24 protein-coding genes and 1 tRNA gene are annotated in these 26,791 nt (G+C 64.7%); 4 read left to right on the top strand and 21 right to left on the bottom strand.

All coding sequences use genetic code 11. The annotated features are described in order from the left end of the window. Nucleotides 1-7: 7 nt before the first annotated feature. A complete protein-coding gene (locus GR158_RS16055) occupies nt 8-964 on the bottom strand; it encodes a VOC family protein (protein ID WP_134648395.1) in 957 nt (318 codons plus the stop codon). Nucleotides 965-1,128: 164 nt separating this feature from the next. On the opposite strand from GR158_RS16055, the gene GR158_RS16050 reads away from it, so the two are divergent. Then, nucleotides 1,129-2,121, top strand: coding sequence for a LysR family transcriptional regulator (locus GR158_RS16050; protein ID WP_134648397.1), 993 nt, complete (start codon nt 1,129-1,131; stop codon nt 2,119-2,121). A 52-nt stretch (nt 2,122-2,173) separates the two neighbouring features. On the opposite strand, the gene GR158_RS16045 is transcribed toward GR158_RS16050, so the two are convergent. Genes GR158_RS16045 through GR158_RS16005 form a run of 9 tightly spaced genes read right to left on the bottom strand, consistent with a single transcriptional unit; the run spans nt 2,174 to nt 11,423 of the window. After that, a complete protein-coding gene (locus GR158_RS16045) occupies nt 2,174-3,058 on the bottom strand; it encodes an intradiol ring-cleavage dioxygenase (RefSeq protein ID WP_160871757.1) in 885 nt (294 codons plus the stop codon). A gap of 7 nt (nt 3,059-3,065) precedes the next feature. Further along, nucleotides 3,066-4,820, bottom strand: coding sequence for an FAD-dependent monooxygenase (locus GR158_RS16040; protein ID WP_160871756.1), 1,755 nt, complete (start codon nt 4,818-4,820; stop codon nt 3,066-3,068). Beyond that, nucleotides 4,820-5,905, bottom strand: coding sequence for a branched-chain amino acid ABC transporter permease (locus tag GR158_RS16035; protein WP_160871755.1), 1,086 nt, complete (start codon nt 5,903-5,905; stop codon nt 4,820-4,822). Before GR158_RS16035 ends, GR158_RS16040 begins: the two co-directional genes overlap by 1 nt. A gap of 1 nt (nt 5,906) precedes the next feature. After that, on the bottom strand, nt 5,907-6,770 hold the full coding sequence (locus tag GR158_RS16030; protein ID WP_160871754.1) for a branched-chain amino acid ABC transporter permease: 864 nt from the start codon (nt 6,768-6,770) through the stop codon (nt 5,907-5,909). After that, nucleotides 6,767-7,477: an ABC transporter ATP-binding protein gene (locus GR158_RS16025; protein WP_160871753.1), complete on the bottom strand. Its 711-nt coding sequence runs from the start codon at nt 7,475-7,477 to the stop codon at nt 6,767-6,769. Before GR158_RS16025 ends, GR158_RS16030 begins: the two co-directional genes overlap by 4 nt. Continuing rightward, the gene (locus tag GR158_RS16020) at nt 7,477-8,196 is read right to left on the bottom strand and encodes an ABC transporter ATP-binding protein (protein ID WP_160871752.1); all 720 of its coding nucleotides are present in this window, start codon (nt 8,194-8,196) and stop codon (nt 7,477-7,479) included. The genes GR158_RS16025 and GR158_RS16020 overlap by 1 nt, the downstream gene beginning before the upstream one ends. Nucleotides 8,197-8,199: 3 nt before the next feature. Then, nucleotides 8,200-9,477, bottom strand: coding sequence for an ABC transporter substrate-binding protein (locus GR158_RS16015; protein ID WP_160871751.1), 1,278 nt, complete (start codon nt 9,475-9,477; stop codon nt 8,200-8,202). A gap of 24 nt (nt 9,478-9,501) precedes the next feature. After that, nucleotides 9,502-10,566: a maleylacetate reductase gene (locus tag GR158_RS16010; protein ID WP_160871750.1), complete on the bottom strand. Its 1,065-nt coding sequence runs from the start codon at nt 10,564-10,566 to the stop codon at nt 9,502-9,504. After that, nucleotides 10,563-11,423 carry a dioxygenase gene (locus tag GR158_RS16005; RefSeq protein ID WP_134648415.1) on the bottom strand — a complete coding sequence of 287 codons (861 nt, stop codon included), beginning with the start codon at nt 11,421-11,423 and terminating at the stop codon, nt 10,563-10,565. The genes GR158_RS16010 and GR158_RS16005 overlap by 4 nt, the downstream gene beginning before the upstream one ends. An 80-nt stretch (nt 11,424-11,503) precedes the next feature. Here GR158_RS16005 and GR158_RS16000 point away from each other — a divergent pair, with 80 nt between their 5' ends. Beyond that, nucleotides 11,504-12,454 carry a LysR family transcriptional regulator gene (locus GR158_RS16000; RefSeq protein WP_134648417.1) on the top strand — a complete coding sequence of 317 codons (951 nt, stop codon included), beginning with the start codon at nt 11,504-11,506 and terminating at the stop codon, nt 12,452-12,454. A 33-nt stretch (nt 12,455-12,487) separates the two neighbouring features. On the opposite strand, the gene GR158_RS15995 is transcribed toward GR158_RS16000, so the two are convergent. The 10 genes from GR158_RS15995 to GR158_RS15950 form a co-directional block, all read right to left on the bottom strand. After that, the gene (locus GR158_RS15995) at nt 12,488-13,102 is read right to left on the bottom strand and encodes a flavin reductase family protein (protein WP_134648419.1); all 615 of its coding nucleotides are present in this window, start codon (nt 13,100-13,102) and stop codon (nt 12,488-12,490) included. After that, nucleotides 13,099-14,325 carry an acyl-CoA dehydrogenase family protein gene (locus GR158_RS15990; protein WP_160871749.1) on the bottom strand — a complete coding sequence of 409 codons (1,227 nt, stop codon included), beginning with the start codon at nt 14,323-14,325 and terminating at the stop codon, nt 13,099-13,101. Before GR158_RS15990 ends, GR158_RS15995 begins: the two co-directional genes overlap by 4 nt. A gap of 59 nt (nt 14,326-14,384) precedes the next feature. Then, complete coding sequence (locus GR158_RS15985; RefSeq protein WP_160871748.1) at nt 14,385-15,164, bottom strand: alpha/beta fold hydrolase; 780 nt, start codon at nt 15,162-15,164, stop codon at nt 14,385-14,387. Nucleotides 15,165-15,189: 25 nt separating this feature from the next. Beyond that, the gene (locus GR158_RS15980) at nt 15,190-16,203 is read right to left on the bottom strand and encodes a zinc-binding dehydrogenase (protein ID WP_160871747.1); all 1,014 of its coding nucleotides are present in this window, start codon (nt 16,201-16,203) and stop codon (nt 15,190-15,192) included. Further along, nucleotides 16,200-17,243 carry a branched-chain amino acid ABC transporter permease gene (locus GR158_RS15975; protein ID WP_230640062.1) on the bottom strand — a complete coding sequence of 348 codons (1,044 nt, stop codon included), beginning with the start codon at nt 17,241-17,243 and terminating at the stop codon, nt 16,200-16,202. The genes GR158_RS15980 and GR158_RS15975 overlap by 4 nt, the downstream gene beginning before the upstream one ends. Nucleotides 17,244-17,247: 4 nt before the next feature. Further along, nucleotides 17,248-18,105, bottom strand: a complete 858-nt coding sequence (locus GR158_RS15970; protein ID WP_160871746.1) for a branched-chain amino acid ABC transporter permease — start codon at nt 18,103-18,105, stop codon at nt 17,248-17,250. Further along, nucleotides 18,092-18,823, bottom strand: a complete 732-nt coding sequence (locus tag GR158_RS15965; protein ID WP_160871745.1) for an ABC transporter ATP-binding protein — start codon at nt 18,821-18,823, stop codon at nt 18,092-18,094. The genes GR158_RS15970 and GR158_RS15965 overlap by 14 nt, the downstream gene beginning before the upstream one ends. Next, on the bottom strand, nt 18,820-19,515 hold the full coding sequence (locus GR158_RS15960) for an ABC transporter ATP-binding protein (protein WP_306159437.1): 696 nt from the start codon (nt 19,513-19,515) through the stop codon (nt 18,820-18,822). The genes GR158_RS15965 and GR158_RS15960 overlap by 4 nt, the downstream gene beginning before the upstream one ends. A 158-nt stretch (nt 19,516-19,673) precedes the next feature. Continuing rightward, complete coding sequence (locus GR158_RS15955; RefSeq protein WP_160871744.1) at nt 19,674-20,972, bottom strand: ABC transporter substrate-binding protein; 1,299 nt, start codon at nt 20,970-20,972, stop codon at nt 19,674-19,676. Between the two features lie 80 nt (nt 20,973-21,052). Beyond that, a complete protein-coding gene (locus GR158_RS15950) occupies nt 21,053-21,871 on the bottom strand; it encodes an SDR family NAD(P)-dependent oxidoreductase (RefSeq protein WP_160871743.1) in 819 nt (272 codons plus the stop codon). 222 nt (nt 21,872-22,093) lie between these two features. On the opposite strand from GR158_RS15950, the gene GR158_RS15945 reads away from it, so the two are divergent. After that, nucleotides 22,094-22,894, top strand: a complete 801-nt coding sequence (locus GR158_RS15945; RefSeq protein WP_160871742.1) for an endonuclease/exonuclease/phosphatase family protein — start codon at nt 22,094-22,096, stop codon at nt 22,892-22,894. 71 nt (nt 22,895-22,965) lie between these two features. On the opposite strand, the gene GR158_RS15940 is transcribed toward GR158_RS15945, so the two are convergent. Next, a tRNA-Ser gene (locus tag GR158_RS15940) sits at nt 22,966-23,055 on the bottom strand. Nucleotides 23,056-23,258: 203 nt separating this feature from the next. Between GR158_RS15940 and GR158_RS15935 the strand changes: the two genes are divergently transcribed. Then, on the top strand, nt 23,259-26,765 hold the full coding sequence (locus GR158_RS15935) for a helicase-related protein (RefSeq protein WP_160871741.1): 3,507 nt from the start codon (nt 23,259-23,261) through the stop codon (nt 26,763-26,765). The last annotated feature ends 26 nt before the right edge of the window (nt 26,766-26,791 follow it).

Here is a 26,791-nt window from a genome sequence, read left to right as displayed (position 1 = left end):
GCCGGGCTCAGAATTTTGCGGGTTCGAGACCTGCAATCAGCTCCTGCCGGCGATCTTCGAACCATGGCGGGAAGACCAGCGTCGTGCCGATCTGGTCGGCCGGCTCGTCGAGCGCCCAGCCGCCTTCGACCGACCAGGCGATCTCGAACAGCGCGCCGCCGGGCGAGCGGACATAGCAGGACTTGAAGTAGTTGCGGTCCTTCTGGTCCGACACGTCGGTAAAACCGAGACCTTCCAGATGCGCCTTGAGCTTGAGCTGGTTTTCCTCGTTGCCGGTGTTCAGCGCGAGGTGATGGATCGTGCCGCCGGCCAAAGTCCAGGTGCCCTGCGGACCGGAGGATTCGTGCAGCACCTCGACGATGCTGTTCGGCCCGCCGGCATTCGGCACCGAGAACATCAGACCCTCGTCGCTGTCGGCTTCCTTCGTCATCGACATGCCGACGCCGAGGAAATCGTCCATCGCGGTGCGATCGAAGACGGCGATGGCCGCGCCATAGATGCCCTTGATGCCGTGCTCGGGCTTCACGCCCTGCGCCTCGTTGACGATCGACGGGCGGTTGTCAGCCGGGCTTTCGACCAGCTCGTGCGGAATGCCGCACGGATGCTTGAAGGCCACGCGGGTGATGCCGAAGCGCGACGTCTTGGCGGCCTCGACGCCCTTCTCGTTCAGCCGGTCGACCCAATAGTCGGCCGAGCCGACCGGAATGGCCTGCTGGATGATCTTCGACTGGTTGGTGCCGCGCTTGCCGAACACCGCCGGCTTGCGGAAGGGGAAGGTGGTGATGATGGTCGAGGCGTCGCCGTTCCGCGAGCCGTAATAGAGGTGATAGACGGGGATCGTGCCGTCGAACAGCACGGTGCGCTTGACCGAATAGAGCCCGAGCACCTTCGTGTAGAAGTCGTAATCCTCCTGCACGCCGTCGGTGCAGAGCGTCAGGTGATGATAGCCGCTGACAAGGGCCATGGTGTCCTCCTCCAAAGACATTGCAATTCCGGATGCGGTTCCTCCACCGCCTCGGGAACCACGGCTGGAGCCCGCCTGTCGCAAGCCGTCCGTGATTGTCTCCACTATAGAGGTTCGAGCCCGCCGGTGATTGACTTTGTTCATGTAAGCTATAGCAATTTGCTATGAAGATCGTCGAAGCCCATCTTGTCCAGCTCGCGGCCGTCATCGAGACCGGCGGCGTCACCGAAGCGGCCGCCATGCTCGGCATGACGCAGTCGGCGGTATCACGCACGCTGTCGATCCTGGAAAAGCGCATCGGCGAGCCACTCTTCGTATCCGGCCGGCGGCCGATGCAGCCGACGCCGCTCGGCGAACAGCTCGGCCAGCAGGGCAAGGCCATCCTGGCATCGTCGCGCAAGGCGATGGAGATCATCCGCAGCTTCAAGTCCGGCTCGTCGGGACGCGTGCGGATCGGCGGCGTGCCCTTCTTCATGGATGCGGTGGTGTCGCCGATGATCGCGTCGTTCCAGCGCGGCGAGCCTGGAATCATGGTCTACCAGTCCTATGGCAACTATCCCGACCTCGTGGCGGAACTGGATTCCGGACAGATCGACCTTGCGGTGACCCCGACGGGTTCCGTCGACCTGCGCGCCGACCTGCATTTCGAGCCGATCCTGACGGCGCGCAACGTGCTGACCTGCGGCGCCGGCCATCCCCTGGTGCGCAAGCGCACCCTGGCGACCGAGGATATCGTCAACTATCCCTGGATCGCGCCGCTGCCGGGCTCGCCGCTGGTGCTGGACCTGCACAATATCCTGCTGACGCTGGGGCTGGCGGAGGTGTCGCTGCGCTATGCCGGCGGCTCGCTGCTGAGTGTCGTGAACTATCTTGCCGGCACCGATGCGCTGGCGATCCTGCCGCATTCCGTCGTCCACGCCTTTCGCGGCGAAAACAAGATCAGCATCATCCCGCTGGATATTCCCCAGCCCGAGCGCGTGCTCGGCGTCATGACGCGCAAGAAACCCTATTCGAACCCCGCCGGCCGCAAGTTTCTCGGCCACATGCGCCGGGAGTTCGCCGAACTTCGCCGCGCGGTCGAAAAGCACGAGAAGACGATCCAGTGGGTGCAGGGCCCGTTCATGGGCGAGCGCGAACGAATCCATTCGGCAGAATGAAAAGGGGCGGACGCGATCCGCATCCGTCCCCATTTTCTTTCAGATGCCGCTGTCAGGCCTGGTCGCGCGCCAGCACGAAATCGTGTTTGACCTCCCAGAATTCGCCGTCGAATTCATAGGCCTTCGCGCGGGCCGGATCGTTTACCCGGTCGAATTTCGCCAGCAGGCTCTCCTTGACCCCGAACACCGCGTCCGAATGGATATAGGGATCGTCAGGGTCGAAGATATGCGTCGTCAGCGTCTCGAAACCATCGGCGCTGATGATGTAGTGCAGGTGCGCCGGACGGTAGGGGTGGCGGCCGAGATGGCCGAGCAGCTGCCCGACGGGGCCGTCATCCGGGATCGGATAGTATTTCGGCTTCACGGCGCGGAACCAGTAATGTCCGTCCGGCCCGGTGCGGAAGATGCCGCGCAGATTGAAATCGGGCTGGATGCCCTTCTGCTGCACGTCGTAGAAACCCTCGTCATTGGCCTGCCAGACATCGATGACGGCATCGGCGATCGGCTTGCCCTCGGTATCGAGGATGCGCCCCTCGATGACCATGTCCTCGCCCTTGCTGTCGAGGCAGATATTGGCGCCCATCGGCAGTGCCGGCGCGTCGGCCACGTGGAACGGGCCGAGCACCGTGCTTTCCGACGCGCCGGAGGGCTTGCGGTTGTTGATCGCGTCCACCAGCATCGACACGCCCAGCACATCCGACAGCAGGATGAATTCCTGCCGCCATTCGTTGCACATCTGGCCGGTGCGGGTGAGGAAGAGGATCGCCTCCATCCATTCCTCCTGCGTCGGCTCCAGTTCCTTCACCGCCTCATGCAGCTTGCGGGTGATGACTTCCATCACCTCCTTCAGGCGTGCGTCCCTGGCGCCGGCATTGCGGCCGGTCACGACCTCGACGGAGTTCTCCTCGGTGAAATAACCCTTCTCATGCGCTTCCATCGTCGCCTCACAGATCCAGAATTGTCTTCAGCACACGGCGCAGTTCGCCGGCGGGGTCGGCCGCCAGCCCTTCCGAGCGCCATGCGACATGATGATCGGGCCGGACCAGCACGACGCCGGCATCGCCCACCTCGCGGGCACGCGCCCAGTCGCCGTAATGATCCTGCCAGGTCTGCCGCGGCCCGATGACATGGGCCACGAGCGGCAGGCCAAGCTCCGCCGACAGCGTCTCGGCCGCATCGACCCAGGCCTGCCCGCCGATGCCCGTCAGGAGCGTGAACTTGCCGTGGCCGCACAGATCGAGCGTAGAGGCCTTGCCGTTGCCCTCGCCGAACAGCCAGGCATGCGGCAGGCGCGCGCCAGGCCAGGTGGTCTGCTCGAAATGCAGTTCCGGATTGCGGGTGAAGGCCGGCTCGGGCTGGCCATCGGTCGCGACGCCTGCGGATTTGTAGCGGTGGTTCATCTCCACGCCATGGGCATCGAATTCATAGACCTTGAAGGCGATCGCCTCGCGCAGCGCCGCGCGCTGGCTTTCGGCGGCACTTCCGTCCTCGCAGCGGCGGTCCATGTTCTCCTGCATCTTCACCGGATCGATGGAATCCAGCAGGCCGAGCGCGCCGAAGATCGGGCCGAATTCCTCGATCGACTGGTTGGCGCGCGTGACGATCTGCCTGGCGACCGGCGCGCGCTCTTCCGTATAGGTTTCGAGCAGGCCGGGACCGGCCTGGCCCTTCAGCACCATGGCGAGCTTCCAGGCGAGGTTGAAACCGTCCTGGATCGAGGTGTTGGAGCCGAGCCCGTTCGACGGCGGGTGGCGATGGATCGCGTCGCCCATGCAGAAGACGCGACCCTTCTGGGTTCGGGTGGCGTAGCAGTTGTTGACCGTCCAGGTGGAGACCGAGGTGATCTCGATGTCGATATCGGGATCGCCGATCAGGTCGCGGGCCACGCCCTCGGCAAAGGCATTATCGACATCGGGCGCGCCCTGGCTGATGTCATAGCCCCAGTTGATCAGCCACTCGTTCCACGGCCGGATCATGCGCACGAGGCCCATGCCGATGCCGCCGACATTCGAACCCGGCTGCAGCACCCAGTAGAGCACCGAGGGGCGATGCGCGACGTAGCGGGTGAGGTCGGCCTTGAACAGGATGTTCATCGAGCCGGCGACACCCATCTTGCCTTCGAAGGGCAGGCCGAGATGCTGTGCCACCAGAGAATTGCCGCCATCGGCGCCGACGAGGTATTTCGAGCGGACGGTGAAGTCCTTGCCGGTCAGGCGGTCGCGGCAGGTGGTCGTCACGCCCTCGGCGTCCTGCACGTGGCTGACATATTCCGTCGACATGCGCGCCTGTGTGCCGCGCGCACAAGCCGTCTTGAACAGAAGCGGCTCCATGAAGGTCTGCGGCAGGTCGTTCATCTCGCTCGGCGAGGAGAGCAGGTGCTCGGCCTTGGACGTCGGATGGGTGCCCCAGGTCTTGAGACGGCCGAGCTCCTCGCCGGCGATCGCGGTGCAGAACACGTTCTCGCCCATGATCTCCTGCGGGCTGGCATGGAGGTAGCCTTCCGCCTCGACCTCGCGGCCGAGATCGCGCAGCACCTCCATGGTGCGCTGGTTGGTAATGTGGGCGCGCGGCGTGTTGGCCAGCCAGCGGTAACGGTTGATCGCCATGTTCTCGACGCCGTAGCTCGCAAGCAGCGCGGCGGTCGCCGAGCCGGCGGGGCCGGTTCCGATGATCAGGACGTCGGTTTCGATATCGGCCATCAGTCACTCCCTCTGATGTCTTTGGGTTTGGGCTGGCCCGCCAGGATACGGCGGACAGGAAAAAGCTGGAGTCCGGTGCGGTCGGCAAACAGGCCCCACAGGCCGCGCGGCGCAAACAGCATGATCAGGATGCCGATGAGGCCGAGGATCAGCAGATACCAGGAGCCGTAATCGGCCAGCATATTCTGCAGGATGTAGAACACGATGACGCCGACGATCGGCCCCTCGATCGTGCCGATGCCGCCGATCACGACGATGAAGATCACATAGGCGGTCCAGTCGGGAACCGAGAAGGCGGCATCCGGCGAGATGCGCGCCTTCTGCACATAGATCAGCGCGCCGGCTAGGCCCGTCGCGAGTGCGGCCACCAGATAGACGAACGACTTCGTCCAGGTCGGATCGACGCCGACGGAGCGGGCCGCCTCGCGGTTGTCGCGCACGGCCGCAAGCCCCAGGCCCTGCTTCGAGCGCAGCAGCTTGTAGATCGAACCGATGGTGACGACGGCCAGAAAGAGCGCCAGCCAGTAGCAGACGATATCGGTGGCCTGGGGCCCTCGCACGCCAAGCAGATCGGCGACGAAACGCACGCCGACCATGTCGCGCGTGGCACCGGACGGCAGCGAGGTGCCGGTTCCACCGCCGAGCGCCTTCCACTGCGCCAGCGACAGCCGCACGATCTCGGCGATGACCCAGGTGCCGATGGCGAAATAGGCGCCCTGCAGGCGGAAGACGAAGAAGGCCGTGGGCACCGACAGCGCCAGCGCCGCAAGCCCGCCGAGCAGGATCGCCGCCATCGGGTCCATGCCGAGCAGGCTGACGCCGGCAAACATCGCATAGGCGCCGAAGCCGACAAAGGCCTGCTGCCCGACGGAGACGAGGCCGGCATAACCGGCAAGCAGGTTCCAGCATTGCGCCAGCACCAGCATGGTCAGGATGAAGAAGAGATCCTGCACCACCGAACGCGACACGAACAGCGGTGCGGCAAAGGCGATCGCCACCAGCGCGAGGATCGCCAGCATCGAAACGACGGAGCCTCGGGTGCGGGTCGAAACGGTCCAGGAGGATGCGGAAAGATGATCGCTCATGTCAGTCCACCGCCCGTGGAAAAAGGCCGCGCGGCCGCACAAGCAGCACCAGAAGGAAGGCGATGTGGCCCGCAAGTATCTGCCATTCCGGGTTGATTGCCGCGCCCACGGTCTGCGCGACGCCGATAATGATGCCGCCGGCGAGCGTGCCCCAGAAGGAGCCGAGCCCGCCGATGATGACGGCCTCGAAGGCGTAGATCAGCCGTGCCGGCCCCATGGTCGGATCGAAATTGGCGCGCGTGCCGAGATAGAGCGCGGCGATCGTCACGACCATCATGGCAAGCCCGGTGGCGGTGGCGAAGATGCGTTCCGCGCGGATGCCCATCAGGCCGGCCGTCGCGCTGTCATCCGAGGTGGCGCGGAAGGCGCGGCCAAGCGCGGTACGATAGAAGACGAGGTTGAGCGCGACGATGACGCCCACCGCCGACAGGAAGGTGAGGAGCGGCATGGTGCCGATGCTGATGGGGCCGATCTGGATCGACGCCGTTTCCAGCGCGCCCGCCGAGATCCGGCGGCTATCGGCCGAAAAGCCCTCGAGCAGGCCGTTCTGGATCACCACCGAAAGGCCGAACGTCACCAGCAGCGGCGGCAGGATATCGTTGCCGAGCGTGCGGTTGAGCACGAGGAATTGCAGCGCCCAGCCGAGCATGAACATCACCGGCAGCGCGACCGCGGCAGCGATGAAGGGATTGAGGCCGAGCGCCGAAACGAGCAGCAGGATCAGGAAGGCGGCGAGCACGATCAGGTCGCCATGGGCGAGATTGACGAGCCGCATGATGCCGAAGACGAGGGCAAGGCCCGCCGCGAAGAGCGCGTAGAGCCCGCCGAGCAGGATGCCCTGAAGGATGGTGTCGAGCCAGCTCATCGCGCATGCGCTCCGAAATAGGCGGCGTGGATATCCTCGCGGCTGAGCGTCGCCGGCGTGCCCGAAAGCGTCACACCTCCCTCCATCATGCAATAGACCCGGTCCGCCACCTTCAGCGCCTGGCCGATATCCTGTTCGATGATGACGATGGATGCGCCCGTCGCGCGGATTTTCGGAAAGGCCGCGTAGATGTCCCTGACGACCACGGGGGCGAGGCCGAGGCTCACCTCGTCGCAGAGCAGCACGCGCGGATTGGACATCAGCCCGCGGCCGATCGCGACCATCTGCTGCTGCCCGCCGGACAACGCCGTGCCCGGCTGGTGGCGGCGCTCCTTCAGCACGGGAAAAAGGTCGTAGATGCCGTCGAGCGACCAGGCGCCGTTGCCGACACGGCCGTATTTGCCGATCAGCAGGTTTTCCTCGACGGAAAGCGATGGGAAGAGACGGCGGCCTTCCGGCACCATGGCGATGCCGAGTTGCAGGACATCGGGCGCGGCAAGCGCGCCGATCTCACGGCCATCGAAGCGGATTTGTCCCGGCACATTGCGGATGAGGCCGGAAATCGAGCGCAGCAGGGTCGATTTGCCCGCACCGTTGGCGCCGATCACCGCGACCGTCTCGCCTTCGTCGAGCGCGATATCGACGCCGAACAAGGCCTGGAAATCACCGTAGAAGGCCGTCAGGCCATGGGTCTCGAGCAGCGCCATCACACATCGATCCCGAGATAGATTTCGCGCACATCCCTGGACGCCATGATGGTCTGAGGATCGCCGTCACCGATCACCCGGCCGAAATGCAGGACGACGAGGCGGCTGACCACCGAATTGAGCGCATGCAGCACATGCTCGACCCAGATGATGGAAACGCCGCGCCGGTGGATGGCGCGGATCGTTTCCACGAGCTCCTGACATTCCCCTTCCGTCAGCCCGCCGGCGATCTCGTCGAGCAGTAGGATTTTCGGGTCTGTAGCGAGCGCCCGGGCAAGCTCGAGACGCTTGCGCTGCAACAGCCCGAGGCTTCCGGCGAGCTGGTTTGCCTTGGGGTAGAGCCCGGTCTCGACGAGAATGTCGGCGCAGCGGTCACCCACGTCCTTCTCGGTCTTGCGCGAGCCGAAGGCGCCGCCAACGAGCAGGTTCTCGAACACCGTCAGCTTTTCGAAGGGTTGCGGGATCTGGAACGTCCGTCCGACGCCGGCCAGGCACCGCGCCATCGGAGGCTGGCGCGTCACGTCCTCGCCAGCGAAGCGGATGGTGCCGGCATCGACGCGGATATTGCCGGTGATGAGGTTGAACAGCGTCGACTTGCCCGCGCCGTTCGGCCCGATCACGCCCAGCGCCTCGCCCTTTTCCAGCGCAAACGAAATCCGGTCGGCGACCTTGAGTGCGCCGAAGCTTTTCGAGACCTGGTCGAGGGCGAGGATGGGCATGGCTCAGCCGATCGCTTCCATCTTGCCGCCGGTCGGAATGTTCGGCGCCGTCTGGTTGTCGACGATGACGAGGTCGTAGCCGCCGCCATCCTTGAGGCGCCACTGGCCGCCGACCAGCGGCGTCTTGGCGACATTCCTGCCGGCAAAGGGCGGCAGGTTGGCGCCATCCCAGGCCACCTTGCCGACGATCGTCTCGATATTGGAGGCGGCGATGGCGGCAATCACCGCTTCGCTGTCGGTCGGGTCGGCGCGCTTCATCACATCGACGGCGACCTCGAACAGCGCATGGACGAAGCCGATGGGCTGGGTCCAGGGCCGGCCGGTGGCCTTGGTGAAGCCCTCCGCCAGTTCACCGGCGCTCTGGCCGGTCAGCGACGATTTGAAGGGATGGCTCGCCGACCACCAGACTTCGCAGGACAGGTTATGGCCGTTCTTGCCGAGCGCCTCCACCGCCTGCGGAAACAGGATCGCCTTGCCGATCGACGCGACCTTGGGCTTGAAGCCCTGCTGCTGCGCCTGGTTCCAGAAGGTGGTGAAATCGGGCGGGATCATCACGCCCGTGATGACATCGCTGCCGTCGGACTTGAAGGCGTTGATCTGGGCGGAAAAGTCGTCGGTCAGGTTCTGGTAGCGGCCGGGATCGTTGAGGCTGTAGCCGAGCTTCTCCAGCACCGGCGGGAAGCCCACGGCCTTGTCGCCCCAGGCGTTGCCGTCGCCATCGTTGGGAAACAGGCCGCCGACCTTCTTGTTGGTCTCAAGCTGTCCCCACATGTTGGTATAGACGGCGATGACGTCTTCCAGCCCCCAGAAGAAATGGAAGGCGCTGTTGAACGGCTTCCACGAGGCCGGGTCGCCCGGATTGGCCTGCTGGCCGATGAACCAGGGCTGCCAGGGCGCGGCCGTCGAGATGCAGGGCACCTCCTCCGCCTCGCAGGTCGTGGCCACGGGGTTGGTCGTCTCGGGCGTCGAGGCCACGAGCACGAGATTGACCTCGTCGCTGACGATCAGTTCCTTGGCGACCTCGGCGGCGCGATTCGGGTTGGACTGACTGTCCTTCACCACCACTTCGTAGTTGAGGCCGGCCGCCTTGGTCGCGGCCATGAAGCCATCGATGATGAACTTGTCGGCCTCGGCGAACGCGGCGAGCGGGCCGGTCTGCGGGCTGACATAACCGAGCTTGATCGGCGCGCCCTGGGCCAGGGCCGGCATGGCGAGGCCGGATGTCGCCGCCAATGCGCCCGTGGCGGCTGCGGATTTCAGCAAGTCACGTCTCGTAAGCATATTCATTCCTCCTCCCAAAAGAATTCAATATGGCGGTCGTGTTCCGCTCCAGGCGTCCTGTAACAGTGCGCGGATCGCCGTACGGTCGATCGGGCGCGGATTGGAATAGGGGTTCCTGGTGGCGATATCGGCGGCGCGGTCGAGATCGGCCTCGCTGAGGCCGAAATCCTTCAGCGCCATCGGCGAGCCGATGGATCGGGCGAAATCGTAGAGCGCCCGCCCGGGTGTCGCGCCGCCGAAAATGCCGGAAATCGGCGTCATCAACTCCGGCACCGCCGCGGCGTTGAAGCCGATCGTGTGCGGCAGCATGATGGAATGGGTCTCGGCATGCGGCGTGTCGAAGCTGCCGCCCAGCGTGTGGCAGATCTTGTGATGCAGCGACATCGAAATCTGGCCGAGGACGGTGCCGCAGAGCCAGGCGCCATAAAGCGCCTTTTCGCGCGCCGCACCATCGCGCGGGCTGTCGATCAGGGCCGGCAGGGCCTCCTTGAGCGCGCGAATGCCGTCGATGCTCATCATCGTCGTGATGGGATTGCGGTCGGGCGCGTAAAGCCCTTCGGCCGCATGCGCGATGGCATTCAGGCCACTGGTGACGCTCATGCCGACGGGCAGGCCGAGCGTCAGCTGCGGATCGTAGATCACCACTTCCGGCGTGATTTTCGGGCTGCGGACGGTGGTTTTGACGCCATTCTCCGTCTGGCCGAGGATCGGCGTGACTTCGGAGCCGGCATAGGTGGTGGGTATCACGATCTGCTGAATATCCGTGCGATAGGCCATGGCCTTGCCGAGCCCGGTCGTCGAGCCGCCGCCGAGCGAGACGACGCAATCGGCGCCGAGCTCGGCCGCACGCGCGACGGCGCGCTCGGTCACATCGACGGGCGTATGCATGGTGGCCTCGGTGAAGGTGCCGACCGAAAGCGGCCCGAGCCGCTTCGACAGCGCCTCCGCATCGCCGGCCTGATGCGGCGTCGACAGCACGAGCGCGCGTCGGCAGTCCAGCGCCTCCACCCATTCGCCGACATCGTCGCTCGCCCCGTTGCCGAAGACGATACGGGCCGCACTTGCCTGATAGGTAAAGTCGAGTGTCATGGCGTGCCGCGTCCCTTCTTCGCCCGGACCATGGTGAAGGTGAAGTCGAGCGTCGACGCATCTCCCTTCCCGGTCGGCTTGAATTCCCCGATCAGCTCGTCCTTCACGCCGAACAGCGCGTCCTGGCCGAGATGCGGATCGCTGCCGTCGTAGACATGCGTGCTGATCGTCTCGAAGCCGGCGGCCTTGATCAGGAAGTGGAGATGGGCGGGACGGCGCATGGCAAAACCCAGCCCGCCCAGCATCTGGCCCACGGGGCCGTCGCTGGGCACGGCATAGCCGCCCGGGCGCACGGTCTTGTAGCGGAAGCACCCCTGGCCATCGGTCGTGAAGATGCCGCGAAGGTTGAATTCCGGCTGCTGGTCCGGCTGCTGGTTCTCGTAGAAGCCTTCGCTGTTGGCCTGCCAGGTCTCGACCGTCGCGCCGGCGACGGGCTTGCCGTCGAGATCCCGCACATGGCCGCTGACGGACAGCACGGGGCCGACGCCGTCGAGCGATATGTTGGCGTCGAGCGGCAGCCGGGGCGCATCGGCCCGGTAGAAGGGGCCGCGCACCGTGTTGGGGGTCGCGCCCTTCGGCCGGTTCGTGTTGATCTCCTCGACCAGCGCGGTCACGCCGAGCAGGTCGGAAAGCAGCACCCATTCCTGCCGGCGGCCATCGCTGGCATGGCCGACATCGGTCAGGAATTCCATCGCCCGCCGCCAGTCGGCCTGCGAGGGACGCGTCTCCCGGATCAGCTTGTGCAGGTGCTCGATGAAGGGAACCATGAAGGCTTGCAGCGGTCCCGCGGCGTGCTTGTCGAGCCGCTCGGCAACGCGCTGCGCAGAGGTGCGCTCACTGAACGATATGTCTGGCATGACTTCTCCCATAACGAGAACCTAACAGGCCGAAACTGCGTACTTGATAATTTTTTCGGCGATTTATATTCGTTATTGTTATGAAGATTGACGAAAGGCACCTTGCGCAGCTTGCAGCGGTCGTCCAGGCGGGTGGCGTGACCGAGGGCGCGACCCTGCTCGGCCTCAGCCAGCCGGCGGTGTCGCGCACGCTTGCCATGCTGGAAAAGCGCCTGGGCGAGCCGCTGTTCCTCAAGGGACGACGCCCGCTGCAGCCCACGCCACTCGGCCGGGCGCTGGCCGATCACGGCCAGGCGATCCTGACCTCCGCCCGCAAGGCATCGAGCCTGGTGGAAGGCTTTCGCCATGGCCGCACCGGGCTGGTGCGCGTCGGCGGCACGCCCTTCTTCATGGATGCCCTGATCGCCGGGATGGTGGCGGGCTTCCAGAATGCCTTTCCCGACGTGCGCGTCGAGCAAAGCTACGGCTACCTTTCGGAACTGAAAGCCGCCATCGTCGCCGATCGCATCGACCTCGCCATCTGCCCGATCGACATGCTCGAGGAAGGCTCGGGCATGCATTTCCAGGAATTGCTGCCCGGGCGAAACGTCGTCGCCTGCCGCGTCACGCATCCGTTGCTGCTCAAGCGCAAGCTTTCGGGCCCCGAGCTGCTCGATTTTCCCTGGATCGCGCCGCCGCCCGGCAGCCCGCTGCTCGCCGACCTGCGCAGCCTCGTCCTCTCGCTCGGCGCCACCGAGACGAAGATCCGCTATGCCGGCGGTTCGCTGACCAGCGCGATCAACTACATGAAGGAAAGCGACGCATTGACGATCCTGCCGCACAGCGTCGTCTTCGCCTATCGCAACGACCGGGCGATCACCGCGCTGCCGGTCGAAATCCCGCATCCGGAGCGGGCGCTCGGCCTGCTCAGGCGCTCGGGCGATCTCGGGGCACCCGCCATCGAGGCGTTTTCGGTGCATCTGCGCAAGAGTTTCGAGAATCTGCGGCATCTCATCAAGCGCCACGAACAATCCGTTATCTGGGGCATTTAGGGGAAAGCCGGCGGCATCTCGCCGGCTCTTGTCTCAGAAGGTCGCGGAATCGTCCGGCCACAGCAGCACCGGCGCCGAGGCGGTGTCGACCACCGGACCCAGCGCATGCCAGGCACGGTTGGAATAGACCAGCGCCTCGGCCTGCCGGGTGGCATGCGTTCCGGCGGAGACGGAAGTCAGCTCCGCCGTCACCAGGCAGGCGCCCGGCGTTTCCAGCCGGCCGCGCAGCTCGGCGCGAAACCACAGCTCGACCTGCGGATAATAGGGCTCGCCGCTGTCGAGCCGCGACCACCGCACATCCGGCCCGAAGCGATCCTTGCCGGACGTGGCGCAGAGCCGGGCAAGCTGCATGTCGGCGCGGCGCACGAAATGCACGACCACCGAGGCGGCGCGCTCCACCACCTTCGCGCTGGAGGACGATGCCGAAAGCGAGAAGGCCACCATCGGCGGTGACGCGCTGATCGAGATCAGCGAGCTCACCGTCAGCGCCACCGGTCCCTCCGCTCCCTCCGCCGTGATGATGGCGACGCCGGAGGGATGATGCCGGAAGGCGGCCAGGAACGCCTCGGTGAGGCCGGAGCCAGCTGGGGCGGCACCCGTTTCAGGCGCAGCCGCCGTGCCCGGCATGTCTTTCGCCGGCGCGCTCATTTCTTCTCGATCAGGTCGTAGAACTGCCAGGTGCGGTCGCTCCACAGCCCGGCAAGTTCGCGGCCGGCGGCACCGACGATGTTCGGGTTGATCGTGAAATGGTTCGCCGCCGTCAGCATCTCGCGGTAGATCCGCTGCATCACGCCGTAGCGCAGCGAGGCCCCGCCGAGCGAGCGGTAGACGAAATGGCAGGCATCGACGCCCGCCTCATGCACTTCCGACTTGGCAAGATGCACCAGGCTGATGTGGCGCGTCGTCATGCGATTGCCGGCCTCGATGGAGGATTCCACGTCGCGCCAAACCTCGAACAGGAAGGCGCGGGCGGCGCGAACCCGGGCCTCCGCCCGGCCGAAATCATACCAGAACTTGTCGCTCTCGCCGAGCAGGCCGGCGCGGCCGGTCTTGGTCTTGGCATATTTCGCGGCTTCGTCCAGCATGCGGCGCGCGGCGCCGATGGCCCAGCCGGAATGGCCGATGGCGGCAAGCCCCACCACGCCGAGGCTGAAGAATTCCTGCATGCGCTGCGGCTCGGCCGTCAGGATCGGGAACACCATGTCGTCAGGGATGAAGACGTCATTGGCGGCGTAATCGATGCTGCCCGTGGCCTGAAGGCCGAGCACGTTCCAGTTGCCGAGCAATTCATGCTCTTCGACCGGCGCATGGGCGCAGAGCACGATCACATCGCCCTTCTCGTCCTTGGCCGGCTGGCCGTTGCCGTCGTCCAGCAGGGCGGCGGTATGTGTGTAGGTCGCGTGGTAGATGCCGCTGGCATAGGACCACTTGCCGTTCAGGCGATAACCGCCGTCGACCTTCTTCAGCATGCCGGTGGGCGTGCCCTGGCCGGAGAAGCGGTTGTCGGTCTTGCCGTCATAGAGGCGGCTGATGGCGGTATCGGGCAGGAAAGCTGCCGACATCGCGCCGATGCCGGCATGCACCATCGATACCCAGCCGGCCGCGCCGCTGTGATAGGTGATGGCCTCGATGAGTTGCAGGCCCTGCGTCGGCGAGAGCTGCGCGCCACCGATATCCTCGCCCGCGAAGATATGGCTCATGCGGATAGGCTTGAGCGCCTCGAAGGTTTCCTCGTTGAGGCGGCCGAGCTTCTCGTTCGCCTCGGAATTCCTGTCGAGGATCGGGCCGATCGTCTCGATATGCGCCATGAGGGATGCGAAGTCCGTCTTCGTGCCCCAGTAGCCGGATGCGTGCTTGATAGGTGCGTTCATGACAATTCCTCCTTGATGGTCCTGTCGTCGCGGATCGCCCGGAGCGCCGCGCTCGGTTTTCACGTGGCCAGGAAGTCGCCGATGGCCGTGACGGTGCGCGGATCTTCCTGCATGGCGAAATGGCCGACCTCCTCGATGATCAGCATTCGGGCATTGGGAATGGCGGCCTGCCAGAGCGGCGCCTGCGAGGCCGGCAGCATGCGGTCCCTGTCGCCCCAGACGATCAATGTCTCGTTGGGAATACGGCTCAGCCAGCGGCCGAGATTGGGATGGCCCATGCCGTGCACCTTGAGAATGTTGCCCAGTGCCGTCCCCTCCTTCTCGCGGGCCGCCACGAAGGCCTCCGCCGAAGGGCACTCCGAACCGCCGGGAAAGTAGCGCGCCGCGACCGCGGCATCGTGCGCGAGATAGGCGGGAAACTCTTCCGGCGGAATCCGGCTGAGGTCGGCGCCGCGATGATCCGGATGATTGAGCCCGGCCGGCGCATTCAGCACCAGCTTGCCGAACCGCTCGCCCGCGACCGCGGCGATTTCCGCCGCCATCCAGCCGCCCATGGAATGGCCGACGAGATGCGGGCGCTCGAGGCCGAGCGCGGCAACGAGGCGGAGATTGTGGACCACCATGTCCTGCATGCCGGCAATATGCGGCGCTTCGGCGCTCTCGCCGAAACCGGGATGGAAGGGCAGGTAGACGCGGAAGCGGTCGGCAAGGCCGCGCGCCCAGTCGTAACCCTCGATCGTCGCCGCGCCGTGCAGGGCGATCACGGCCGGTCCCTTGCCGATCGCCTTGACGACCGTGCGCACACCGTCGATGTCCCGGGTCAGCGTCTCGAATTCCATAACCTCTCCTCCTCGTCCATTCGCGTCACGCGGCATCGGCAGCGATCAGCACCTTGCATTGCGTCGTGCGGCGCCTCAGCCCTTCGAAAGTCTCGGGCACGGCATCGAAGCCGATCCGGTCCGTGATCAGCGCCTGCGGGCGGTAATGGCCGGGGCCGAGCGCGCCCAGCGCCGTCTCGAATTCGGCCATGTTGAAGAACACCGCAAAGACGAGCCGGATTTCCTTCGACAGGGCGACGAACGGATCCCATTCGTCACCGCCGACGCAGAGGCCCACACCGACCACCGTTCCATGGGTACGCACGAGCCGGCAGGCGAAATCGATGAGCCCGCGCTTGCCGACGCATTCGAAGACGACGTCGGCCTCCCCGCCCGTCCGGGCCTTAAAGTCCGCGGCAAGGCCGGGGCCGGAAAGGGCAAAGCCGGTCGCGCCGACGGCGGCCGCGCGCTCCTCCTGATGCGTGTTGATATCGGCGACGATGACGTCACGCGCGCCGTAGCGCCGCGCCCAGAAGGCGACCAGCAGGCCGATCGGCCCGGCACCGAGGATCAGCACGCGATCGCCCGGCTTCAGTCCCGATCGCATGACGCAATGCAGCGCCACGGCGACCGGCTCGGCCAGCGCGCCCTCCTCGATGGGCAGGTCGTCGGGCAGGATGCGGCATTGACGGGCGGCGACGGTGGTAAACTCCGCATATCCGCCGCCGATCAGCTCCATCTCGGCACACCAGGCCGGCTCGCCCTTGCGGCAACTGTCGCAGGACCCGCAGCCACGCATCGGCGCCACCGCCACCCGGTCGCCCGGCTTGAGATCATGGACAGCGCTGCCGCAGCGGACCACCTCACCGGCGAATTCATGGCCGAGAACGTCATGGCGGTTGAGCCCGAACGTCTTGGGGTCCTCGGTCATGTGCAGGTCGGAACCGCAGATACCGCAGGCGGCGATCCTCAGCAGGACTTCATCGAACGCTGGCTCCGGGACGGGTCGCTCGCCCACGGTCAACGGCAATCCGACAGCATCGAACAGAACGGCCTTCATGTCCGGTCCTCCATCAGTCGGCGGCGCGTCGGGAACCAGGGGGCGTCGACGACCTTGCAGATGAGACCCCAGAGGCCGCCGCGCGCAAACAGCGCCATGAACACGGTGAGCAGGCCGAGCACCACCATGTAGGTCGCGCCATATTCGCCGAACCAGCGCTCGGCGAAGAAGTAGATCAGCGCCCCGATCAGCACGCCCTCCAGCGAGCCCAGTCCGCCGACCATGACGATGAAGATCGCGATATTGGCCCAGCTCGGATCGTAGGCGGAGGGCGGGGTGATGCGCAGCTGCGCCATGAAATAGATGGCGCCGGCAAGGCCCGTGCCGACCGCCGCGGCGACCCAGATGAGGAAGCGCAGCCGGCCGACATTCACGCCCTGGCTGGCGGCGGCGACGGGATTGTCCCGCATGGCGATGAGCGCCAGCCCGTAGCGCGAGCGCAGGAGCCAGTAGCTGCCGCCGACCGTGACGAGCAGCATCAGCGCGCAGAGCAGCGAGACGCCGATGGCGCGTTCCATGGGCGAATAGCCGGTCATGACGCGAAGGCTCATGCCCGCCCCGCCGTTGACATAGCCGAAGACCGATGTGCCAAGCCGCAGCACCTCGGCGATGACCCAGGTGCCGATTGCGAAATAGGGACCGTCGAGCCGGTGCAGCAGGCCATAGGTGGGAATGGCAAGCAGGGCCGGCGCGATCATCGCGAGCACGACGGCGACGAAGGGGTTGATGCCCCAGAGCTGCGCCATCACGAACATCATGTAGGCGGACACGCCGATAAAGGCCTGCTGGCCGACCGATACCAGCCCGGCATAGCCGGCAAGCAGGTTCCACATCTGCGCGACGGCGATGTAGCAGCAGAGCTCGACGACATCGCGGATCAGCCCCTGGCTCGCCCAGAACGGCATCGCGGCGATGGCGAGGAGCGCGACGATGCCGAGCCCCATGGCGACGACGCCCGACAGGGTCTGGCGCTGGACGCGCACCGGCGGAAGATCCATGGCGCCGGCCGATGCTGATGCGGTTGCGAACGCTTGGGTCACGGTCTCAGCCCTTTCCGAGAATGCCCTGCGGCCGCAGTGCGAGAATGATGAGGAAAACGAGGTGGCCGGCGAGGATGCCGAAGCCGGGATCGATGCGGAACCCGATCGACTGGCTGATGCCGAGCACCATGGCCCCGATGAAGGCGCCCCAGATCGAACCCATGCCGCCGATGATGACCGCCTCGAAGGCATAGATGAGCTGGAAGGCGCCATCGGCCGGCGAGACCGTCGCGCGCATCGACTGGAAGACGGCCGCAAAGCCCAGGATACCGACGGCAAGCGCGGTCGCGCCGGCATAGACGGCCTTGGGGTCGATACCCGTCATCGCGGCCGCCTCGACATCGGCGGCGGCCGCGCGCAGCGAGCGCCCGAAGCGGGTATATTGCATCGTGGCCGCAAGCGCCGCCGTCAGCACCGTGGCCGTGCCCAGCACGATCACCGGCAGCACGCCGACGAAGAGCGGCCCGAGCTGGAAGGACGCCTGTGCGAGGCCGTCGCTCGGCAGCGACCGCGTGTCGGCCGACCAGACCTGCAACATCGCGTTCTGCAGCGCGATCGACAGGCCGAAGGTGGCGATCAGCGATGGCAGCGGATCGGCACCGACGACGCGGTTGAGGATCAGCCGCTGCAGGATGATGCCGATGATGCCGCCGAGCGCGACCAGCACGACCAGCACCGACCAGGGGCCGAGGCCGAAGGTCGAGGCGAGGCTGATGCCGACCAGCGCCAGCAGGATCATGAGGTCGCCATGGGTAATGTTGACGACCCGCATCACGCCGAACATCAGCGCCATGCCGAGGGCATATTGTGCATAGAGGCCGCCCAGAAGAACGCCCTGGACCAGTCCGTCAAGCCACTGCATGAGATGCTCCGAAATAGGCTTCGCCGATCGCCTCGCGCGACAGGTCCGCGGAGCGGCCGGTCAGCGTCACGCGGCCCTCCAGCATGCAGTAGAGCCGGTCCGAAGAGGACTTGGCGAGGCCGACATCCTGCTCCACCAGCACGATGGCCGTGCCGTTTGCCGAAATCGACGGGATGGATTGGTAGATTTCCTTGACCACCTTCGGCGCCAGCCCGAGGCTGATCTCGTCGCACAGAAGCAGGCGCGGCTGGTTGAGCAGCGCGCGGCCGATCGCCACCATCTGCTGCTGGCCGCCGGAGAGCGACTGGACCGGCACCGCCTGTTTTTCCTTCAGGATCGGAAACAACGCATGGACGCGCTCGATCGTCCACGCATCACCGCGGCCGGCTGCGGCATGATCGACGGCAACGCGCAGGTTGTCGAGCACCGACATGCCGGCAAACAGCCGGCGTCCCTCCGGCACGATCGCCACGCCATCGGCCACCATGTGGTGCGGCTTGCTGCCGCCGACCGGCCGGCCATCGAGACGCACCATGTCGGCCCCGACCCTGATCAGGCCCATGATCGATTTCAAAAGCGTGGATTTGCCCGCACCGTTGGCGCCGATCAGGGCGACGACTTCACCCTCGGCGATATCGAAATCGACACCGTAGAGCGCCTGGAAATCGCCGTAACGGGCCTTGAGATCGTGGGTGGAGAGGAGCGTTTTTGCCGTCATGCCTCGATCCCCATATAGACGCGCCGGACTTCCGGGTCCTTGATGACGTCATCCGGCTGGCCCTCAGCGATCTTCTCGCCGAAGTTCAGCACCATGATCCGGTCGGCCACCGCCAGCAGGGCGTGCAGCACATGTTCGATCCACACGATGGTGACGCCGCGGTCGCGGATGCGGCGGATCAGCTGCACGAGCGCCTTGCCTTCCTCATCCGTCAGCCCGCCGGCGATTTCGTCGAGCAGGAGCAGGCTCGGGCCCGAGGCCAGCGCGCGGGCAAGCTCCAGCCGCTTGCGATCGAGCAGCGTCAGCGATCCGGCCGAGCGGTTGGCCTTGTCCGCCAGCTCGCAGTCGCGCAGGATCTCGGCGCAGAACGCATAGCTCTGCGCCTCCGTGCGCCCGCCCCCGAAGGTGGCCGCCACGAGCAGGTTCTCGAAGGTCGACATGCCCACATAGGGCCGGGGGATCTGGTAGGTCCGGCCGATGCCGATCTTGCAGCGCGCATAGGGCCGCTGGCCGACGAGCCGTTCACCGCCAAAAACAAGGTCGCCGGCATCGTTGTGCAGGTCGCCGCTGATCAGGTTGAACAGCGTGGTCTTGCCGGCGCCGTTGGGACCGAGAATACCCAGCACCTCGCCGCGCCGGACATCGAAACTGATGTCGTGCAGCACGCGGAGCGCACCAAAGGATTTGCTCAATCCTCTCGCTTCTAGCAATACGCCGTCCAATCGATCCTCCGCCCCGGCCGCGGCAAGCGCCTCCACGCGCTGCGTGCCCGGTTTTCTCATGCACTCGGATGGTTCTGCCTGTGGCCGGGCGCATTGCCGCCCGGCAACCATGTCCAGCATGCCCGGGCTCAGCTCGCCCAGGGGATTACCTTCATCTTCTGCTCGGGCTCGAACAGCTTGTTGACGGTGTTGTCGACGATCTTCAGGTCGTAGGGCCATTTATCGCCCTTCACCCACTGGCCGCCGAAGATCGGCGTCGTCGAGACATTCTTGTGCGGTCCGCTGGCGAAATCGACCTTGCCGATCAGCGTCTCCACCTTGGTTTCGACCATGGCGTCGCGGATCGAGGTGCGATCGAGCGGGTTGGCGGCGCGCTTGAGGATGTCGAGCGCCACTTCCCAGATCGCATGGCTATAGCCGAGCGGCTGCGTCCACTGCTTCTTGGTCTCGCTCTCCCACTGGTCGGCGATCTCGCGGCTCACCTGGCCCGTCAGCGTCGACTTGAACGGGAAGGCAGGCGTCCACCAGACTTCCGACGACATGCCGTCGCCGAGCGGCCCGAGCGCCTGCACGCCGCCCGGGAAGAGAAGTGCTGCGGCCACGGTGATGGCCTTCGGCTTGTAGCCCTGCTGGGCGCACTGGTTGACGAAGGTCTTGAGGTCATCGGGATAGGTGATGCCGCCGACGATTTCGCAGCCGGCATTCTTGAACGCGGCGATCTGTGCCGAATAGTCGTTGGTGCGCGGCTGGAAGAAGCCGGGAACGGTGATCTCGAAGCCGGCCTTCTGGGTGGGGGCGGGCAGCCCGTAGTCGTTGTTGCCCCATGTCTCGCCATCGGCGTTCTGCGGAAACAGCATGCCGACCTTGCGGTTCGTGTCGAGCGTGTTCCACAGGCCCACAAAGGTGTTCAGCGCCTCGTCGAGACCCCAGAAGAAGTGGTAGGTCCAGTTGAAGGGCTCGTTCTGGCCGCCGCGCGGAAAGATCACGGCCTGCCAGGGGGCGCCGGTCGACAGGCACGGGCATTCGTTGAGTTCGGCCTGGTCGGCCGAAGGGCTGACGGTGTCGGTCGTCGAGGCCGGCAGGAGCAGGTGCACGCCGTCGTTCAGGATGAGGTCGCCGGCAACTTCGGCGGCGCGGTTCGGATCGGACTGGCTGTCGCGGATCAGGATCTCGACATCGAACTTGCCGGCGGCGGTCTCCAGACCGTCCTTCAGCATCTCCTTGACCTTCTGCGCCGCCCAGCCGTCCGTCTCGCCGAACAGCGCGAGGGGACCGGTGGTGGGCGTCACGAAGCCGAGCTTGATCGTGCCGGCCGATTGCGCCCTGGCGATCATCGGCGCGCCGAGCGTGGCGGCGGCAAGACCGGCCCCCATGCCCTTGAGCACGGTGCGGCGGGATGGCTGCGCAAATTTCGTCTTCAGGTCCACCTTGGTCTCCTCCCTCTGGTGTTCTTGTCGTCTTGACGCGCATGCGGTGGCGGCCGGTTCTCCCAGACCCGGCAATCGCCTCACTTGATGCGGTTCATCGAACCGCCGTCGATCACGATCTGGCTCCCTGTGACATAGGATGAGCAGGGCGATGCCAGATAAAGCGCCAGCCCCTTGATATCCTCGGTGTCGCCGATCCGGCCGATCAGCGACTGCTCCTCGAAGGCCTTGCGGTCCGCCGGGATCTTCAGCCGCCCACCGGCAATGTTCGTCATGAAAGGCCCGGGCGAGATGCAGTTCACCAGGATGCCGAACATGCCCAGCTCCATCGCCATCTGCCGGACGAAATGGTCGACGCCCGCCTTGGCCGGCATATAGGGCGTGCCGACGATCGCCTCGTTGATCTGCGCAGCAATCGAGGATGTGACGATGATGCGGCCGCCGCCCGTCGCCTTCATGTGGCGCGCGGAATGTTTCACGGTGGTGTAGACGGATGAGAGATTGACCTCGATGACCCGGTCCCAGTGATGGTCGTCGAGCACGTCGATCGCCCCTTCGGGGATGCGCCCGCCTGTCGTCGACAGGAAGCCCGGTCCGGCATCGATGCCGGCATTGGCGAAGACCACGTCGATGCGGCCATGACGTTCGGCCACCGCGTCGAAGGCCTCCTTCATGCGGGCACGATCGGCCACATCGACCACCTGCCCCCAGACATCGCCGCCATCGGCCTTGAGTTCGGCCACGACGCTGTCGAGTTGCGTTGGATTGAGATCGAAAATACAGACCCGCGCGCCGTTGTCCGCCATGACCTCGGCATAAGCACGGCCGATGCCACTGGCGCCGCCGGTCACGATGACCGACTTGCCGCGAACGTCGAACATTTCCTCCAATGTCGCCATTCTTCTCCTCCCGATTACCAGGAGGCTAACAGTGGCCAACACCCGTTTTAATGATTTTTTTCAACTTTAATATGTCGGATCGTTATGTTCTGGAACCTTGTCGTCCCGGCTTAAACTGCGCCGCTGATACGGATAACCCATTCGCTTTGACCCGACTTGCAGACGGCTCTCGAAGTATCCAAAGTCGTGTTTTCGAGACTCTGAGGCCTGAAGGATAGATTCGTGAAAGTGATGTGCCTGAACGGTTGGGGCGGCAAGCTGCACGAAAAACTGTTGCCCTATCTCGAAAACAGCGAACCCGATGTCCTTTGCCTGCAGGAAGTCATTCACAGTCCCGAATCCGGCAAGGACTGGCTGACCTATCGCGATGGCGACCACGTCCTGGCGCAGCGCGCCAACTTCTTTCGCGATGTCTCGAACGCCTTGCCCGATCATGTCGCCATCTTCTGCCCGGCGGCACAGGGCGTCCTCTGGGATCAGGACCAACCCGTCCCGTCGCAATGGGGACTGGCGACGTTCGTGCGCCGCTCTCTGCCCATCATCGGCCAGATACAGGGCTTTGTTCACAAGGGCTTTTCACCGGCCGGCTATGGCGACCATCCGCGGTCGCGCAGCGCCCATGGCGTCAGGGTCTATGATGACAGCGCGGGTCGGTCCGTCAGTATCACGCATATGCACGGGCTGCGCGATCTGAACGGCAAGATGGATACACCCGAACGCGCCGCGCAGGCACGAAGGTTGCTCGATCTTTCCCGACAGATTTCAGAGCCGGGTGACGTCGTGGTGGTCTGCGGCGACTTCAATGTCGAACCCGGCAGCGAAACGCTCGCCATCCTCACCGATGCCGGACTGCATGAACTGGTGACGGCGCGTGGCATTGAGAGCACCCGAACCACGCACTACAAGAAACCGGGCCGGTTCGCCGACTATATGCTTGTGAACCGCGTGGACGCCGTGACGTCGTTCGACGTCATCCATGACCCGGAAGTCTCGGATCACTGCCCTCTCGTTCTACAATTATAACCAATATATCAGCGGGGATCGCAGCACGTCTGTGAAGACGGTTTTGCGGGAGTGCGATCATCAGCGAGGAATGGCGGAGAGGGTGGGATTCGAACCCACGATACCCTTGCAGGTATGCCGCATTTCGAGTGCGGTGCATTCGACCACTCTGCCACCTCTCCGGATGTCGGTCGGCACCTTTGAGGCGCGGGCTGTCTCTTAGCGGGAGATGCTTGCGATGACAATTTGCGTCTCCGGCACCAGCGGTGTGCCCGCAGTGCGCCGCTAAAAGTCTGAGTTGCAGCTGCGCGTCAGGCTACCATTTTGAATAACGCAACGATATGGTGACGGTCATCTTGGTCAGCCAATTTATAGCCGCGCAACAATGAGCATTTTTGAAGACATTAAACCTGGTTCACGGCTTCGAGGGCTGAGTCCGAATGGCATAGCCGAAATCGTCTCAGTGTCACGCTTCGGCTCTGATGCCATCAATGTCGTTTTCCGTTTCGATGGTAAAGTAGCGGAGAGACTCGTCTACCGCGGCGAGGAAGCGAACTTCGAAATCGTCAGTGGTGGTCGCGCTTATGCATTTGATGCTGATGGCGGGCTTCTCCGGCTTGCATCCGAGGCCTATCGAATCCGCCTTGCACACTTGTTTGACCCCTATCTCGCAGTGAGTGCTTCCCAGATCGAAGCGCTGCCGCATCAGATCACGGCCGTCTACGGTGAGATGCTTCCCCGTCAGCCACTTCGGTTCTTGCTCGCGGACGATCCCGGCGCCGGCAAGACCGTAATGGCTGGATTGTTGATCAAGGAACTCCTTATTCGCGGTGATCTTGAACGCTGCTTGATCGTCGCCCCGGGCAGCCTGGTTGAGCAGTGGCAGGAGGAGATGGCCGAAAAGTTCGGACTGCACTTTGACCTACTAACGCGTGACCAGATCGAGGCGTCCGTTACTGGCAACCCGTTCCTCGATAAGAACCGACTGATTGTCCGGCTGGATATGGCCGCACGCTCCGACGAGCTCAAGGCCAAGCTTGGTGCGGCGCCGGATTGGGATCTCATCATATGCGATGAAGCTCATCGCATGGCTGCGTCCTACTTCGGCGGCGAGGTCAAGGAGACCCAGCGCCATAAGCTGGGAAAATTGCTTGGGACACGCACTCGGAACTTCCTGCTGATGTCAGCAACGCCGCACAACGGTAAGGAAGCCGACTTCCAACTTTTCATGGGCCTACTCGACGCCGACCGGTTCGAAGGTCGCTTCCGTGAAGGTGTCCACAAAGCAGACGTCTCAGACATGATGCGGCGTCTCACCAAGGAAGAACTCTATCGTTTCGACGGAACACCGTTGTTCCCGGAGCGTCGCGCATACACGGCGAGCTACGCGTTGTCGCCGGTCGAGGCCGACCTATACCAGGCGGTCACCACATACGTCCGCGAGGAGATGAACCGGGCCGATAGGACCGGCGATGACAAGCGCCGGTCAAGCGTCGGCTTCGCGCTCCAGATCCTGCAACGACGGCTTGCGTCCTCCCCTGCGGCAATACATCGATCGCTTGAAAGGCGCCGCAAGAGGCTTGAGGAGCGGCTTCGCGAGGAAAAGTTGATGCGCCAGGGCGGGACGTCACAGCTGGCGAGCGCGCCGGATCTGCCGCGCTTCGACCCCGATGAGTTCGAGGAAGCGCCAGGTGCGGAAGCGGAGGCGGCAGAAGAACAGATCGTCGACCAGGCGACGGCTGCCTCCACCCTTGCTGAGCTGGAAGCCGAGATCCTCATCCTCCAGGATCTCGAGGAGCGAGCGCTCAGGCTTAAGCTATCTGGCCAAGATGCCAAGTGGCGGGAGCTGCAATCAATCCTTGACGAGCCTCTCATGCTCGACAAAGCAACCGGGTTGCGACGCAAGGTGCTGATTTTCACCGAGCCGAAGGACACACTCGAATATCTGCAACAGAAGATCGGAGCTCTGGTCGGAGATCCCTCGGCAGTCGTCGTAATCCACGGTGGCATCGCTCGTGAGGCCCGTCGCGCGGCGATTGCTGCCTTCAATTCCGATCCACAGGTCCGGGTAATGATCGCCAACGACGCTGCCGGCGAAGGTGTGAACCTGCAGCGCGGCGCCCATCTGATGGTCAACTACGACCTGCCATGGAATCCCAACCGCCTAGAACAGCGCTTCGGCCGCATCCACCGCATCGGCCAGACCGAGGTCTGCCATCTGTGGAACCTCTGCGCGGCCAACACGCGAGAGGGCGAGGTCTATCGCCGGCTGCTCGAGAAGCTCGAAGAGGCGCGCACGGCGCTTGGTGGAAAGGTCTATGATGTGCTGGGGGAACTCTTCGAGGGCCAGGCGCTGCGCGATCTGCTCGTCGAGGCCATCCGCTATGGCGACCGTCCGGAAAAGAAGGCTGAGCTCTTCCAGAAAGTCGACGGCGCCGTCGACGTCGACGCGATCGAAACACTCGTCGCCGAGCGCAAGCTCACGTCGGAGGGCATGAATCCGAGATCCGTTGCCGAGATCCGCGAGCAGATGGAGCGAGCGGCCGCTCGCCGTCTTCAGCCACATTTCATCGGCGCGTTCTTCCGCGAGGCCTTTGTGATGCTTGGCGGTCGGATCGCCGAGCGGGAAAAGGGCCGATTTGAGATCCTGCGTGTGCCCTCGCTCCTCAAGGAGCGAGACAGGCTAATCGGTCGATCTGACCCGGTGCTCGATCGCTACGCGCGCATCACTTTCGAGAAGGCGCTGATCGTCGGCCAGCCGCAGGCGGAACTCGTCGCGCCGGGCCATCCTCTGCTCGAAGCGCTCGTAGATCTGGTGCTCGAGCGGTTTCAGCCGCTACTCGGCCAGGGCGCAGTGCTGGTCGACGACGCCAACGACACCCAGGATCCACGTCTGCTGGTTTACCTCGAGCACGCCGTCCGAGATGCTCGCGCCAGCCGCTCCGGTGAGCCGCGCGTCATCTCGCAGCGTCTCCAGTTCCTGTTCCTCAAGGAAGACGGCTCCGCGGTCGATGGCGGACCGGCGCCGTATCTCGACTACCGACCGATCACCGAGGAAGAGCGGTCGAGAATTGCCAACGCGCAGGAAGCGGCCTGGTTGGCAGGTAATGTCGAGAAGCAGGCGTTGGGCTATGCGATCGCTTCTCTCGTGCCGCAGCACCTCGAGGAAGTCAGGAAGCGCAGGATCGCCGAGATCGACAAGGTTGAACGTGAGGTGCGGGCGCGCCTCACCCGTGAAATCAATTACTGGGATGCACGTGCAGCCAGGCTTCGCGAGGAGGAGCGCGCCGGGAAGGAGCAGCGCATCAACGCCCAGAACGCCGAGGCGACGGCCGCGCGCCTGGTCGAGCGTTTGCACAAGCGTCAGACGGAGCTCGACCACGAACGGCAGATCTCCGCGCTGCCGCCGGTGTTGAAGGGCGCGGCGCTTGTGATCCCGCGCGGCCTGCTGGATGCCACATTGCCGGCGGCCGCTACGCCGAAAGTGGGCGGTTTTGCCGAGGATCCCGTTTTGCGCGCAATATCCGAGAAGACAGCCATGGACGCGGTGATGGCGGCGGAACTTGCGCTCGGCCATATCCCTCGCGATGTAGCAGCAGAGAAGAAAGGCTGGGACATCGAGAGCCGCGACGGCCAGACGGGCCACCTTCGTTTCATCGAGGTCAAGGGCCGGCACGCCGAGGGTCGTGACATCATCCTCACCAAGAACGAGCTCTTGTCGTCCTTGAACGCTGCAGAGGCCTTCATCCTGGCGATCGTGCAGATCGAAGAAGGCTTTGCGCGCGAGCCTGTCTATGTCCGCCGCTTCTTCCACAGGGAACTGGGCTTCGGTGAGACGGCGGTGGTGTTCAACGTCGCTGATCTGCTATCCATGGGGACGACACCGTCTTAAGTAGACGATTCCCCGAAAAGTGGCGA

Source organism: Shinella sp. AETb1-6 (assembly GCF_009826875.1).
Lineage (GTDB): Bacteria > Pseudomonadota > Alphaproteobacteria > Rhizobiales > Rhizobiaceae > Shinella > Shinella sumterensis.
The sequence above is the reverse complement of the archived record's forward strand: the minus strand, read 5'-3'. Positions and strand labels throughout refer to the sequence as shown.